Consider the following 13,734-nt stretch of genomic DNA (forward strand, 5'->3'; position numbering starts at 1 on the left):
ACTGCGCCGTTGCGCAAGTACTCAGTATAGGGATTCTCAGATTCGATGCAACAACTATTTCAGAAATTCTCGAGAGCCCTGCGATTGCCTTGCCCTGGGTGGATTGAATTTGTAAGCGCAACACTGCAATCCGAAGCGCAACGGTTGCAGCAAGTCCTGCAAAATGTGCCGGAAGCGTTGCGGCAAGGCGTGCAATTCGGCCTTCCGGAGCATCCGGGACGCCGGATGGCATGCATTCCGGCCATGGCAATATCGGCCCCCTCTCCAGGATTGCACGACTTCATGCAACGGAGGGGGCCGGACGGATTCGCTGCTGCCGGCTCCGGCCGACGTATTCCTTTCGTCCGCTGCCTCCGGCTGCGCACCGCAGGCAGCGCATGCGGCTATGCTACCTCAGATATGCATGCGGGACGAGCGCGGGCCTGAGCACCACGCGCTCCGCAGGGATGCGCACGATCCCGAGCCTTCCGAGCGCCCCTTCCGGCAGGAGCGACCCCAGCTCGCCGAAGGGGCATCCGCCTATCGACGCGAGCGGATACGAGTTGACATGGCTGCAGGCGAGAGCCACGTCTGCGTCCGTGAGCGCGTCCATGTCCACATGCCCCTTCGGGAATATCCGCCTCAGCTGCTCGTGGTTGCGCTCGGCCTCGGACTTCTGGTTGGACTCCTGCGGGTCGCACCAGAAGACGCGGCATCTCCTCTCCCCGGGCTCGAGGCAGCTGCGCTCCATGCCCTCCCGGTCGTCGAACTCCGTGCCCCTGTCGAGGAGCATGATGCCGAACGCCGCCTCGAAGGCCGCACGCGACCCCAGCGCCCTCTCGATGCGGTCGAGCGCCGCGACGGTGGCCGAAGGGTCCGCATGCCTCTTCCTGAGATAGAGCTGGAAGTGCCTCGCCACGATGTGCAGCGTGAGGATGTCGTGGGCATCCTGCTGCCTGCCGCAGACGGAGTCTCCCTGCACGACCCTGGCCCTCTCCTCCAGGGGCAGCGCCAGGAAGTCGGAGTACTCGTGCCCGGACCTGTCGATGCGCGGCCTGCCCTGGTCCCTCTTCCTCTTCCTGGGCCTGAGCCTCGCCTTCCTCGGCAGCTCGACGCTGGATATGTCCAGGATCCCGTCCGCCTGGTAGTTGTAGAGCGAGCGCAGGCAGACGCCGAGCCCGTCCCCGAGCTCGGTGCAGATCGCCTCGAAGCTCCATCCCTGCCCTACCAGGGGCGCCACCACCGCATTCAGCCGCTCGAGCTCGTCGGCGGTGAGGTCTATGCCCTCGCGGCTCGAGGCGAGCCTGGCATCGTGCGCCGCCTGCGCCTCCTCTGCGCGGTACCTGCTCCTTGGATAGCTGCACGTCTGCCGCTTCCTGCACCCTTCGGGGCAGACGTAGGGCCATCTCTCCGTCACGGGGCACATCAGCAGCTCGAAGTCCGGGCATGCATCTATGCAGCTCCTCGTCCTGCAGTCCCTGCAGCGCACTGCCCGGCTGCTGCATCCTGCGCATGCAGTGCCCACCCTCGGGCACTCCTTCCTGCGCGCGCAGCGCACCGACAGGTTCGCTCCCGGCGCCCTCTTCTTCTCCTTCAGGGTCCTGTTCGCCTTCACCTCCCTCGTCACGGTGGAGGGGCTCACGCCTGCCTCCCGGGCTATCTTCCGTGCGGAATCGCCTCTCCGTATGCCTTCCTCGATGATCACCCTGCTATCCTTGTCCATGTGCTTCCTCTTGCCGTCTCTCATCGCTGTCTCCCTTCCGGCGGGAGCCAGCAGCAGCAAAAGGGATGCTAGAGGAAAGCGGGGGCAGGATGGATGCGGAATCCGTCCTGCCCCCAATTTCTTCTGTGGCCGCTGCACGACTTGGTGCAACAGGATTGCTTTTCGAAATTCAATTCACGTTGCCTTGCCCTGAGATTGCACTGAGGAAGCAGCACTTCAATGCTGTCGTCCCTGGCAGCTATACTGACACAAATCCGCTCCATCCTCTTGGCAGATAGGAGGCTTCCATGCATGTCCTTGTCATTCCCGATGTCCACCTGAAGCCCTGGATGTTCGATGCAGCTGATGCGGCAATAAAGCAGGAGCCTCCTGATGCAATCGTGCAGCTCGGAGACCTGCCTGATGACTGGGGCATGCAGCGACGCCCTGAGGCATACGATGCCCTCTATGAGCGTGCAGAAGCCTTCCTTGCTGCCCATCACGATGCTTACTGGTGCTATGGAAACCATGACATGTCGTACTTCTGGATGCGCCTGAGTCCGGCATGGCAAAAGGCAATGTGCTCAGGCATGTGCAGGAGCGCTCCCGCGCATTCTGGGACAAGGTGCCTCAAGACCGCAAGGCATTTGTCCATCGCATCGACAATGTCTGCTTCTCGCACGCCGGCATCCTCCAAGACTTCATCGAGGACGAAGGCCTCGCTTCCGCATCTACGGATGATGCTCTTGCCGCTATCAACCAGATGGGCAGAGACGAGCTCTGGCAGGAGTTCTCTCCCCTCTGGGCTCGTCCTCAGGGAATGGCAGATCTCGATATCCTCTACCGCCCCCAGGAGCTCTTCCAGGTTGTCGGACATACCCCGGTGAAGTACGTTCGCGAAGAAGGAAATCTCCTGAGCTGCGATGTCTTCTCCACCTATTCGTGGGGAGGCCCCATCGGCACCGAAGAGTTCTCGCTCGTCGACACCAAGAGCTGGACCTTCAGGACAATCAAAGCTGGAGAGCTGAGATAGAAAAAAGAGAGCCTGTCATCTGACAGGCTCTCGGACAGTTCTGGCTCCCCGGGTAGGGTTCGAACCTACGACACACTGATTAACAGTCAGTTGCGCTACCACTGCGCCACCGGGGAATGTGTTGCTCTCAAAGCGCACTAGCTAGTATACGGAAAGCTCGTTTCAATGCAAGCGTGCATTTCGAAGAATCTGTGCTATGCAATGCTTCAGCAACATTCTGCACACGCGCTCTCCGCATTTTGGTGGCTACTCCGCAAAGTTCCTCCAGGCAAGGCTCACCGAACCGACGCCGAGATGAAGCGAGACAACTGGTCCTCCATCACGCACATGGATCGTCGTCTCAGGAAGCTCGCGCCTCACCTCATGCACAAGCTCTTCGACCGCCTCATGCGCCTCGCCGTATCCTGTGACGGTCACGGAGTTCTTCCGTGCTTCTTCCGGAATCTCGGCTATGAGGGCACGGGCTGTGCCGCGCATGCCGTGGGCGACGCAGACATCCTTGATGCCGCCCTCCTGGAGCTCCATGACAAGGAAGCGGTCAAGGTTCGAAGGAACGGCGCGCCTTGTGGCACCGAGACGCCCCGATTTCCTGAGAACCTCGAGATCCGGCACTGTGAAATCGATGCCCTGACGTGCACGCTCCGCTTCGAGCTTCTCACCGACCGTCTCCAGGCCATAGCCCAGGCTCACGAGCTTGCGTGCCTGGCGTACGAGGAACTCGAGCCCGCCCGAAGTCGTCCAGGAGTCGATGATGCGCATGCGCTCCGGTGCCTCTCCTTCACGGATGAGCTGCTCACGTGCGTGCACAGCGCTCCTGTAGGTGCCAGAGAGCCTCGAAGAGATTGTGAGGCAGAGCACCGAGAAATCAGCATCGAGGAGGCGCCTGAATTCGTCAGCAAACTCGTCCTGGTAGACCGCTTCTGTCATGAGCAGCCTGCCATTCCGGAATAGAGAGTCGTAGTCGCCATTCTCGTTCCGGAAGGTCTCCGCATAGCGGACACCGTCGACGTTGTAGTGCATGGGCACCATCGTGACGCCGAGCTCCTCTGCGCGGGTACGCGAGAGCGTGCAGGAGGAATCGCAGACGATTGCAACCGGACGCTGTGGCAGATCGGCTCCGCCTGTCGTGAGGGCGCCCAGACCTGCCGTGAGCCCTGTGGTCTTCTCCATCAGCTGTCTCTCCTTCCGATGGCACGGTATTTCTCGTAGCGAGCATCGACAAGCTCGTCTTCTGACATGCCTTCGAGCTCCTGCACCTCGTCCGCAAGGCACTTCCTGAAGCGCTCTGCGAACTCCTCGGTGCCGAAGCCTTCGGCGTCGACGATACCGTCGATGATGCCCAGATCCTTGAGGAAGGGCGCCGTGATGCCGAGAGCCTCGGCAGCATCGGCTGCGCGCTTCGCTGTCTTGAAGAGGATCGTCGAGCAGCCCTCAGGGCTCACGACCGAATAGACAGCATCAGAGAGCATGAGGACACGGTCTGAGACGGCAAGGCCCAAGGCACCGCCCGAGCCGCCCTCGCCCATGATGACGGTGATCTCAGGGGTCCTGAGAGCGCCCATTGCGACAAGGTTGTCTGCGATGGCGGCGCCCTGGCCGCGCTCTTCTGCCTCCATGCCTGGATAGGCACCGGACGTATCGACAAGGCAGATCACGGGGCGATGGAACTTCTCCGCTTCCTTCATGAGACGGAGCGCCTTGCGGTAGCCTTCAGGCTCAGGCGAGCCATAGTTTCTGGCCACCCGTTCCTTGATGCCGCGTCCGCGATCGGTTGCAATGACCGTGACAGGATTTCCATCGAGCGTGGCAAGGCCGGTCACGATGGCAGCATCGTCTCCGAACTCATGATCCCCGTGGAGCTCGATGAAGCCCTCGAAGGTCATGTCCATGATGGAGGGAACAGACGGCCTGTCGGCATTCCTCACGCGCTTCACAAGGTCGTAGGCAGAGGCATCTGCAGCAGCCGGCTTCTCGAGATGGTGCGGAAGCGGCCAGCGTGCCTCCTCGGGGAAGGCAGCCGCACACTTCGGTGCCTCGCGTGTGCCCCACGCCTCCTTGTCATGAAGCCAGAGCAGATAGCCGAGCGTGGAGGGAATCTTCTTGCGCTCGACGACCATGTCGCAGAAGCCATGTGCAAGGACGAACTCCGAGCGCTGGAAGCCCTGGGGCAGCTTCTTGTGCGTCGTCTGCTCGACGACACGCGGACCTGCGAAGGCGACGAGCGCGTCAGGCTCTGCAATCGTGATGTCTGCCTCCATTGCGAAGGAAGCCGTGACGCCGCCCGAGGTGGGATCGGTAAGGACACAGATATAGAGGAGGCCCGCTGCACTGTGCCGGCGTACAGCATTCGAGACCTTGGCCATCTGCATGAGGGAGGTGAGGCCCTCCTGCATGCGGGCACCGCCCGATACCGTGAAGCCGACAACAGGCAGGCCTTCCTCTGTCGCCCGCTCGAAGCAGCGGCAGATCTTCTCGCCGACAGCAGCTCCCATGGAACCCATCATGAAGTCGCCGTTCATGATGAAGAGGGCACAGGGCTCGCCCTGGATCGTCGCCCTGCCGCAGATGGCGGCCTCCTTCTCCCCTCCCGACTTCTGGCGTGCAGCGGCAAGCTTCTCTTTGTAGTCCGGGAAGGAGAGGATGTCCTTCGCCTCCATATCGGCGTCCCACTCTTCGAAGGAGCCTTGATCTGCCGTGAGGGCAAGCCTTCTCCTTGCGCCGATGCGCATGTGCTTGCCGCAGCGCGGGCACACATCGAGGTTCTGCTTCAGCACCCCGGCATCGATAGCATGACGGCAATGCGGGCAGCGCACGAGAATCGTGCGCTCCGGAATATCGATCGGCACTTCGGTGACGGGCCCTTCAAGCTCGTTCAGAGACTTCTGGCGTTCACTCATAGAGGTGCTCCATCAGATTTGTATGGTAGTTGCCCGACAGGAATTCGGGATTGCCGAGGATATCGAGCTGAAGATCGGCATTGTAGCTGACACCCTCGATCACAAGCTCTCCCAGAGCAGAGCGCATCTTGCGTATCGCCTCTTCGCGCGTCGGCGAATAGACGATGAGCTTGCCGAGGAGCGAGTCGTAGTAGGGCGGCACCGATGAGCCTACATAGAGGGCAGAGTCGAAGCGCACCCAGGGGCCATTCGGCGTGTGAAGCATCGTGATGTCTCCTGCAGACGGAAGGAAATCGGGCGTCTCGGCATTGATGCGACACTCGATTGCATGTCCCACGGCGTTGATGTTCTCCTGCTTCCAGTTCGAGAGGTCTGCTCCTGCAGCGACACGGAGCTGCCACTTGACAAGGTCGATGCCCGTCACGAATTCCGTCACCGGATGCTCGACCTGGAGCCTCGTGTTCATCTCCATGAACCAGAACTCGCCGGTATCGCTGAAGAGGAACTCGATCGTTCCCAGCCCTTCGTAGCCGACCTTCTTTGCAAGATTGCGGGCACACTCGAACATGTGCTCGCGGATCTCAGACGTGAGCGCCGGACAGGGACTCGGGCTCTCTTCGAGGAGCTTCTGGTTCCTGCGCTGCACGGAGCACTCGCGCTCGCCGAGTGAGAACACGTTGCCGTGGCCATCTGCGAGGATCTGCACCTCGATATGGTGTGCCGGAGAGATGAATTTCTCCATGTAGCATTCGCCGTCGCCGAAGGCGTTCTGTGCCTCGGCATGTGCCTGCTCGAAGGCAGCGGGAGCATCTTCTGGCTTGAGCACCTTCCTGATGCCACGTCCGCCACCACCTGCACGTGCCTTCACAAGCACAGGGCAGCCGATGCGCCTGGCCTCCTCTTCTGCCTGCGCAGAAGACTCGAGCAGGTCGCAGCCTGGCACGATGGGAACGCCAGCCGATCTCGCTGTGCGGCGTGCCTGATCCTTGTCTCCCATGAGCTCCATGATCTCAGGCGAAGGCCCGATGAAGACAAGGCCATGCTCGCGGCACTCGCGGGCAAATGAGGCATTCTCGGAGAGGAAGCCATAGCCTGGATGTATTGCCGAAGCACCCGACTCGAGCGCGACCGTGATGATCGCATTCGTGTTCAGATAGGACTCGGAGGCACGCGGGCCGCCGATGCAGTAGGCCTCGTCAGCAAGCGTCACATGGAGCGCCGTGGCATCGGCCGTCGAGTAGATGGCGACCGTCTTGACGCCCATCTCCTTGCAGGCGCGGATGATGCGGACGGCGACCTCTCCCCTGTTCGCGATCAGTATCTTCTCGAACATGGTCTATGCGTCCTTCTTCGGGACGAGCGCAAACGACATGTCAGCCACGCAGGCAACCGTGTCGCCGACCTTTGCCACGCCGTGGGCGAAGTGGAACATGCCATGGCTCCTCGTGAGCTCGCACTCGAGGGTCACGGTATCGCCCGGCCTCACCTGGTGCTTGAAACGCACCTTGTCGAGGCTCGTATAGAACGGCGTCGCCTGTTCCTTGTCGATGCCATCTGCCAGAAGGACGCAGCAGTTCTGCGCCAGCATCTCGCAGAGAATGACACCGGGAACGACCGGGTAGTCAGGGAAGTGCCCCTGGAGGAAGAACTCGTCGCCCTTGATCGTGATATGTCCCACGGCCTTGCCATCCTGGACTTCGGCATCGTCCAGAAGCAGCATCGGCGGCCTGTGCGGCAGGATCTTCTCCAGCTCTGTCTTGTTCATGCCATCTCCCTAGTAGATCTTCATGAGGACCGAGCCGTACTCGACGAGCTCGCCGTCGGAGACCGTGATATCGATGACCTCGCCGTCGCAGTCAGCCGTGACTTCCTTCATTTCCTTCATGGCCTCGATGACGCAGAGGACATCGCCCTTCTTGACCTTCGAGCCGACCTGCACAAAAGGCTTGGCACCCGGTGCGGGAGCCGCATAGAAGACGCCGACCATGGGAGCCTTGACAGCGGTGACCTTCGACATGTCGAGCGGCTCCTCGCCTTCAGGCTCGGATGCATCCGCTGCAGGAAGCGGTGCTGCCTCAGATGCAGGGGCTACCTCTGCGGGTGCCGCAGCGGACGTCACCTCTGCGGAAGCCGCTCCTGCCATGACCGGTGCCGGGAAGGCTTCAGGACGCTCGAGCTCGATGGCAGAGTCGCCCTCTTCGATACGGACACGGGCAAGCCCGCGCTTCTGCATGAGCTCGGCTACCGCATCGATCCTCTTCGTTGTGGTATCCATGCCTTACGCCTCCTCATACTTCCTGAGCGCGATCACGGCATTGTGGCCGCCAAAGCCCAGCGAAGTCGAAAGCGCCCATGTGGCATCGAATTCCTGTGCCTTGTTCGGCGTGTAGTCGAGATCGCAGGCAGGATCCGGCGTCTTGTAGTTGATGGTCGGCGGGATGATGCCGTGCTCGAGCGCATACGCGCTTGCCATGGCCTCGACCGCGCCGGTGGCACCGAGCATGTGGCCCGTCATCGACTTTGTGGACGAAATATGGGCAGCATAGGCTGCCTCCTCGCCAAGTGCCTGCTTGATGCCCTTCGTCTCGGAGGAGTCATTGAGCTTCGTCGAGGTGCCGTGGGCGTTGATATAGAGGCCCTCCTTGGGGTCGAGCCCTGCCTCTGCCACAGCCTCCTTGATGGCACGCGTGATGCCGGATGCGTCGGGATCGGGCGAGGTGATGTGGTAGGCATCGGCCGTGTTGCCGTAGCCTGCGACCTCGGCCACGATGTGGGCGCCACGGGCCTTTGCATGCTCGAGCTCCTCGAGGACAATCACGCAGGCGCCTTCGCCCATGACAAAGCCATTGCGGTCTGCATCGAAAGGACGGCAGGCCGTCTCGGGATCGGGGTTCGTCGAGAGCGCACGGGCATTCATGAAGCCAGCGATGGAGACCGGCACGATTGCCGCTTCGGCACCGCCTGCAAGGATAGCGTCGGCTGCTCCTGCCTTGATGGCATGGAAAGCCTCGCCGATCGCGTTCGTCGACGTGGCGCAGGCCGTCACGACCGGAAGCGTCGGTCCCTTGGCATTCTGCCTGATCGAGACCTCGCCCGATGCCATGTTCGCGATGATCATCGGCACGAAGAACGGCGAGATCTTGCGCGGGCCACCCTTGAGCATGCGCTCGACCTGCTCCTCGATGGTGCCGATGCCGCCGATGCCCGATCCGATATAGACGCCGAGGCGCTCAGGCTCGATGGCGCCTTCAGCATCGAGGCCGGAGTCCTTCATGGCCTCGTCAGAGGCGACGAGCGCAAACTGCGTGAAGCGGTCGTGGTGCTTTGCCTCTGCCTTGCCGAGCACGGCTTCAGCGTCGAAGCCCCTGACCTCGGCTGCGACCTTGACGCGGAAATCCGCCGTATCGAAGGCCGTGATCTCGCCGATGCCGCTCTTGCCGGCAACCAGGGCATCCCAGCTCTCGTGGGCAGTGAGACCGACGGGCGTGATAGCGCCGATGCCGGTAATGACAACTCTGCGGTTCATATTGTTCCTTCCTTTGCAGGAAGCTGCGCTACATGCACAGCCCGCCATCGATCCGGATAGTCTCTCCCGTCACATAGGATGCTGCATCCGATGCGAGGAAAGCGATCACCTGGGCAACCTCATCTGCTGTGCCGAGACGCTTGAGAGGAATCTGCGCCTCATAGCTGGCGCGCGTCGCCTCGGGCAGCTTCTCTGTCATCGCGGTCTCGATGAAGCCCGGTGCCACGGCATTGCACGTGACGCCCTTGCCGGCAAGCTCTCTTGCCACCGTCTTCGTGAGGCCGATGAGACCTGCCTTCGAGGCTGCATAGTTCGCCTGCCCGATATTGCCGGAAAGTCCCACGACCGATGCCACATTCACGATGCGGCCGCCCTTCTGGCGGACGAAGCCGCGCATGAGGGCACGAATCATGTGGAACGCACCCTTGAGGTTCACGTCGATCACGGCGTCGAAGTCCTCGTCCTTCATGCGGGCAAGGAGCGTATCGCGCGTGATGCCAGCGTCGTTCACGAGAGCCCAGACAGAGCCGAAGTCCTCCTGCACCTGCTTTGCGGTCGCATTCGCTTCGTCTGCATCGGCAACATTGCAGCGATATGCCTTCGCGGTCGCGCCCGCCTCCTTCAGGAGGCTGACGCATTCTTCAGCCGCTGCCTCGTTTCCGGCATAGACGATTGCGATGTCGTAGCCGCCTTTGGCAAGCTCCAGCGCCGTGGCGCGTCCGATGCCGCGCGAGCCTCCGGTCACAAGCGCGACACGGCGCCAAGCATCGCGCTCGAGCGTGCCCGTCTTTGCTTCTGCCATCAGATGAGCCCCTTTCCAGCCACGAGGGCATGTGCCTCTTCGGCAGCCGCGGGCGTCTCGACACAGACGGCATCCACGCCTTCGAGCGTCCTCTTCACGAGACCTGTGAGCGTGTGTCCCGGCCCGACCTCGATGAACGTATCGATACCGGCATCCTGCATGGCATGGAGCTCAGCGGTCCACTTCACGGGATTCGAGACCTGCTCGGAGAGGAGCGCAGCGATCTCAGCCACATCCTCCGGATAGGTCTCCCCTGTCCTGTTTGCTAAGACAGGGAGCTTCGGCGCATGGACAGGATTCGTCTCGAGATAGGCGGCGAGCGCCTCGGTGGCCTCAGCCATGTAGGGGCTGTGGAAGGCTCCGGAGACGGCAACCTTCATGCTCCTGCCGCCTGCTGCCTTGACAAGGCCATCGAGCTTCTCGCAGGCCTCGGCAGAGCCTGCAACGACGGTCTGCTGCGGCGAGTTGTAGTTCACAGGCCATGCCTCGCCTGCCTCGTGGGCAAGCTCTTCCACCTTTGCGGCATCGAGCTTGAGGACAGCGCGCATGGCGCCAGGATGCTTGGCCGTGCAGTCTGCCATGGCCTGGGCGCGGACCTCGATGAGGCGCGTGCCCTCCTCGAGCGAGAAGGCGCCGGCAAAGGTCAGCGCTGCAACCTCGCCGAGCGAGTGCCCTGCCACCACATTCGGATGCACGCCAAGGTCCTCGAGCGCAGCTGCGGCCGCAAGGTCCGTTGCAAAGACGCAGGGCTGGGTGTTGATGGTCTGGCCAAGTTCCTCCTTCGTGCCTTCGAAGCACTGGGAGGCAGTGCCCGGACGCACCGCATCCACGCCATCGAAGACCTTCTTGGCAGCCTCAGAGGAATCGAAGAGGGCCTTGCCCATGCCGGGCTTCTGCGAGCCCTGGCCTGCAAACAGGAATGCTACGCCAGCCACTTCGTTGCCCCCTTGAGCACCTCTTCGCAGCCCTGCATGAGATCGTCGACGATCTCTGCTGCAGACTGCTCCTTCTTCACCATGCCAGCGACTTCGCCGCACATGAAGGAGCCTTCTTCATAGTTGCCGTCCTTGGCAGCCTTCCTGAGCGAGCCGGCGCCCATCTTGCCAAGCTCTTCAGCCGTGGCGCCTTCCTTCTCGGCACGCAGGAACTTCTGCGAGAACGGAGTCTTGAGGCAGCGCACGGCGCCGTTGATGGAGCGGCCGGTCACGATTGTCGAGAGGTCATTGGCCTTGAGGACACGCTTCTTGTATTCGTCAGAAACCGTGCACTCGTTGGCCACAAGGAAGCGGGTGCCGACCTGGACGCCGCAGGCGCCCAGCATGAAGGCAGCTGCCATCTGGCGGCCATCGGCGATGCCGCCGGCTGCGATGACCGGAATCTTCACGGCATCCACGACCTGCGGCACGAGTGCCATCGTCGAGACGTCGCCGACGTGTCCGCCGGACTCTCCGCCTTCGGCGACGATTGCGGATGCGCCGACACGCTCGAGGAGACGTGCAAGCGCCACCGAGGAGACGACCGGTATGACCTTGATGCCGGCCGCCTGCCACGTCTTCATGTACTTGCTCGGATTGCCCGCGCCTGTCACGACGACAGGGACCTTCTCCTCGGCCACAACCTGGGCCACCTCGTCGGCGAAGGGGCTCTGCAGCATGATGTTGACGCCGAAGGGCTTTGCCGTGCGGGTGCGGCAGTCGCGGATCTCGTTCCTGAGCCAGTCGGCATTGGCATTCATCGCGGAGATGATGCCGAGGCCTCCGGCATTCGATACGGCAGCGGCGAGGCTTGCATCTGCAATCCATGCCATGCCGCCCTGGAAGATCGGCTTCTCGATGCCTGTCAGGTCGCAGAGAGGAGTCTTGATCATACGCGTTTCATCCTTTCCTGCTGGGTACTCTTTAGAGCTGAGCCTCGACGAGGTCGACGAACTCCTGGATCGTCTGGGGGTTGGCCTCAGGGTCGATCTCAATGCCGAACTCGTCCTCGCATGCCATGACCGCCTCGACAGTGCTCATGGAATCGAGGCCGACCTCGGCGAGCTTCGTCTCGGGCTTGAGCTCGACGTCGTCGAGGCCCTCCTGGTCCTTGAGGATTGCGACGACGCGATCGAACGTTGACTCTGCCATGATGTTTCTCCTTCTCTTTCTGCGCCGAAGCGCGTATCTCATGCGCCGAAGGCGCCTGATAGCGTTATGCGTCCTGTTCCTTATTCCAGCGGATCAGGGTCGTGCCGATGTCGAGGCCGGCACCGAAGCCGCAGATGAGGACAAGCTCTCCTGCATGGAGGCTCCCCTCACGGGACATGCGGTCGAGCGCAAGCGGTATGCAGGCACTCGAGATGTTGCCGGTCTCCTGTATGGTATGGGCCATCTTGGAAGGGTCGATGCCGCACCTCTTGGCAACAGCATCGAGTATCCTCTCGTTGGCCTGATGGAAGACGAAATGGTCGATATCGGAAAGCGCAATGCCTGACTCGCCCTCGAGGGCCTTGAGCTCCTCCTCGATGCTCGAGACGGCAAAATGGAAGATCTTGCGTCCTTTCATGAGAAGCTTCGAAGGCTGGGCATCTTCGGTGCTGCCAAAGGGAGATGTGCCCTGAAGTCCTGGCACATCGAGCGAGGCAACATCGGGCTTTGTGACAAGATGGCTCCAGATAGGGCTCTTGCCTCCTGCCTCAACGACAGCAGCTGCCGCTCCATCTCCGAAGAGCACGCAGGTGCTGCGGTCCTCCCAGTCGAGAAGGCGGCTCATCTTCTCCGCAGAGACGACAAGCGCTCGTCTCGCACGTCCGCGGCAGAACCAGCCATCTGCCGTATCGAGCGCAAAGACGAATCCAGCACAGGCTGCCGAGACATCGAAGGCAGGGCAGCTGGCACCAAGGCGCTCGGCTATGGCACAGGCCTCTGCAGGCATCAGATGGTCGCCTGAGGTCGTGGAGCAGATGATGAGGTCGATGTCCTTCGCCTCTATGCCGGCATCGGCCAGAGCGTGCTCAGATGCCTCTGCGGCAAGGTCGTCGAGCGACTCGTCCGTGCAGACATAGCGGGTCTTGATGCCGGTACGGGTGGAAATCCACTCGTCTGAGGTATCGAGGAACTCGGAAAGGTCGTCGTTCGTGACCTTCCTTTTCGGAAGTGCCGATCCGGTGCCGACAATCGTGAATGCCACGCTAGCTCCTTCCTGCAAAAGGCGCCCGCGCGACTGCCTGCACGGCAGCGCGTTCAGCTTCTGTATAGGCATGTTCGAGACGACTGATGCCCTGGAGAAGCACACGGCGCTCCTCTGTGGACTGGCCACGGGAAATCTCGGCTGCCATCTTTCGGTTGAATATTGCATGGATGCGGTAGACGCATTCTCCCTTGCGGGTCAGCGTCACATCGATGCGGCGCGCATCGTCTGCACTCCGCTTCCTCGCGATATAGCCCTTCGCTTCGAGCCTCTTCACGATAGCGGTCGCGGAGGGACGCTTGATGCCGAGAGCGTCTGCAATCTCGGACATGCTGAGAGCCCGGCGAGCGACGAGCATGGCCTTGCCGACCGTCGAGAGCAGGTTCAGCTCGGAGTTCGTGAGGTCCATCCCATGGGAGCGGTAGACGCAGTCCTCGAGGCGGATGATGGCCTCGAACGTGCTGCTCAGAAGGCGTGATATCTCGCTGATGAAGGCCGAGTCGTCTTGTACGTCGATGTCCGGCGCTCCGTCTTCAGGAAGCTCGCCGCGCGTTTCCACGTCCATCTTTCCTCCTCCTGGTTTCAGAGCTGCAATACCAGTCTCGGAACAGTTATTTAGTCTAACTA

At 61.7% G+C, this 13,734-nt stretch carries 14 protein-coding genes, 1 tRNA gene and 1 pseudogene; 2 read left to right on the forward strand and 14 right to left on the reverse strand.

The genetic code is table 11. The annotated features are described in order from the left end of the window. Window positions 1-388 precede the first annotated feature (388 nt). Window positions 389-1,702 carry a helix-turn-helix domain-containing protein gene (locus VXJ24_RS01165; RefSeq protein ID WP_330971088.1) on the reverse strand — a complete coding sequence of 438 codons (1,314 nt, stop codon included), beginning with the start codon at window positions 1,700-1,702 and terminating at the stop codon, window positions 389-391. Between the two features lie 287 nt (window positions 1,703-1,989). Here VXJ24_RS01165 and VXJ24_RS11470 point away from each other — a divergent pair. Together VXJ24_RS11470 and VXJ24_RS01170 are read left to right on the forward strand one after the other, a co-directional pair. Further along, window positions 1,990-2,217, forward strand: a pseudogene (locus VXJ24_RS11470) (metallophosphoesterase); the annotation flags it as partial. A 29-nt stretch (window positions 2,218-2,246) separates the two neighbouring features. After that, window positions 2,247-2,714, forward strand: a complete 468-nt coding sequence (locus VXJ24_RS01170; RefSeq protein ID WP_330971089.1) for a hypothetical protein — start codon at window positions 2,247-2,249, stop codon at window positions 2,712-2,714. Window positions 2,715-2,755: 41 nt separating this feature from the next. On the opposite strand, the gene VXJ24_RS01175 is transcribed toward VXJ24_RS01170, so the two are convergent. The 13 genes from VXJ24_RS01175 to VXJ24_RS01235 all read right to left on the reverse strand — a co-directional run bounded on the left by VXJ24_RS01175 (window position 2,756) and on the right by VXJ24_RS01235 (window position 13,672). Then, window positions 2,756-2,830, reverse strand: a tRNA-Asn gene (locus tag VXJ24_RS01175). Window positions 2,831-2,960: 130 nt separating this feature from the next. Next, complete coding sequence (locus tag VXJ24_RS01180) at window positions 2,961-3,884, reverse strand: DegV family protein (RefSeq protein WP_304137769.1); 924 nt, start codon at window positions 3,882-3,884, stop codon at window positions 2,961-2,963. Beyond that, window positions 3,884-5,611, reverse strand: a complete 1,728-nt coding sequence (locus tag VXJ24_RS01185) for an acetyl-CoA carboxylase carboxyltransferase subunit alpha/beta (RefSeq protein WP_330971090.1) — start codon at window positions 5,609-5,611, stop codon at window positions 3,884-3,886. The genes VXJ24_RS01180 and VXJ24_RS01185 overlap by 1 nt, the downstream gene beginning before the upstream one ends. After that, window positions 5,604-6,944: an acetyl-CoA carboxylase biotin carboxylase subunit gene (locus VXJ24_RS01190; RefSeq protein WP_330971091.1), complete on the reverse strand. Its 1,341-nt coding sequence runs from the start codon at window positions 6,942-6,944 to the stop codon at window positions 5,604-5,606. Before VXJ24_RS01190 ends, VXJ24_RS01185 begins: the two co-directional genes overlap by 8 nt. Window positions 6,945-6,947: 3 nt before the next feature. Continuing rightward, window positions 6,948-7,376 (reverse strand): 3-hydroxyacyl-ACP dehydratase FabZ, encoded by a 429-nt coding sequence (gene fabZ, locus VXJ24_RS01195; protein ID WP_330971092.1) that lies wholly within the window; start codon window positions 7,374-7,376, stop codon window positions 6,948-6,950. A gap of 9 nt (window positions 7,377-7,385) precedes the next feature. After that, complete coding sequence (gene accB, locus VXJ24_RS01200; RefSeq protein WP_330971093.1) at window positions 7,386-7,886, reverse strand: acetyl-CoA carboxylase biotin carboxyl carrier protein; 501 nt, start codon at window positions 7,884-7,886, stop codon at window positions 7,386-7,388. A gap of 3 nt (window positions 7,887-7,889) precedes the next feature. Further along, entirely contained in the window at window positions 7,890-9,137 is a 1,248-nt protein-coding gene (fabF, locus tag VXJ24_RS01205) for a beta-ketoacyl-ACP synthase II (RefSeq protein ID WP_330971094.1), read from the reverse strand. 28 nt (window positions 9,138-9,165) lie between these two features. After that, window positions 9,166-9,939: a 3-oxoacyl-[acyl-carrier-protein] reductase gene (gene fabG, locus VXJ24_RS01210; RefSeq protein ID WP_330971095.1), complete on the reverse strand. Its 774-nt coding sequence runs from the start codon at window positions 9,937-9,939 to the stop codon at window positions 9,166-9,168. After that, window positions 9,939-10,874 (reverse strand): ACP S-malonyltransferase, encoded by a 936-nt coding sequence (locus VXJ24_RS01215; protein WP_330971096.1) that lies wholly within the window; start codon window positions 10,872-10,874, stop codon window positions 9,939-9,941. Before VXJ24_RS01215 ends, fabG begins: the two co-directional genes overlap by 1 nt. Further along, entirely contained in the window at window positions 10,862-11,806 is a 945-nt protein-coding gene (fabK, locus tag VXJ24_RS01220) for an enoyl-[acyl-carrier-protein] reductase FabK (RefSeq protein ID WP_330971097.1), read from the reverse strand. The genes VXJ24_RS01215 and fabK overlap by 13 nt, the downstream gene beginning before the upstream one ends. Before the next feature lie 31 nt (window positions 11,807-11,837). After that, window positions 11,838-12,065: a phosphopantetheine-binding protein gene (locus VXJ24_RS01225; protein WP_304137760.1), complete on the reverse strand. Its 228-nt coding sequence runs from the start codon at window positions 12,063-12,065 to the stop codon at window positions 11,838-11,840. Between the two features lie 64 nt (window positions 12,066-12,129). Further along, a complete protein-coding gene (locus VXJ24_RS01230) occupies window positions 12,130-13,107 on the reverse strand; it encodes a 3-oxoacyl-ACP synthase III family protein (RefSeq protein WP_330971098.1) in 978 nt (325 codons plus the stop codon). Window position 13,108: 1 nt separating this feature from the next. Beyond that, entirely contained in the window at window positions 13,109-13,672 is a 564-nt protein-coding gene (locus VXJ24_RS01235) for a MarR family winged helix-turn-helix transcriptional regulator (RefSeq protein ID WP_330971099.1), read from the reverse strand. Between the last annotated feature and the right edge of the window lie 62 nt (window positions 13,673-13,734).

The sequence above is a fragment of the Olsenella kribbiana genome (assembly GCF_036408795.1).
In the GTDB taxonomy this organism is placed as follows: Bacteria; Actinomycetota; Coriobacteriia; order Coriobacteriales; family Atopobiaceae; genus Olsenella_L; species Olsenella_L kribbiana.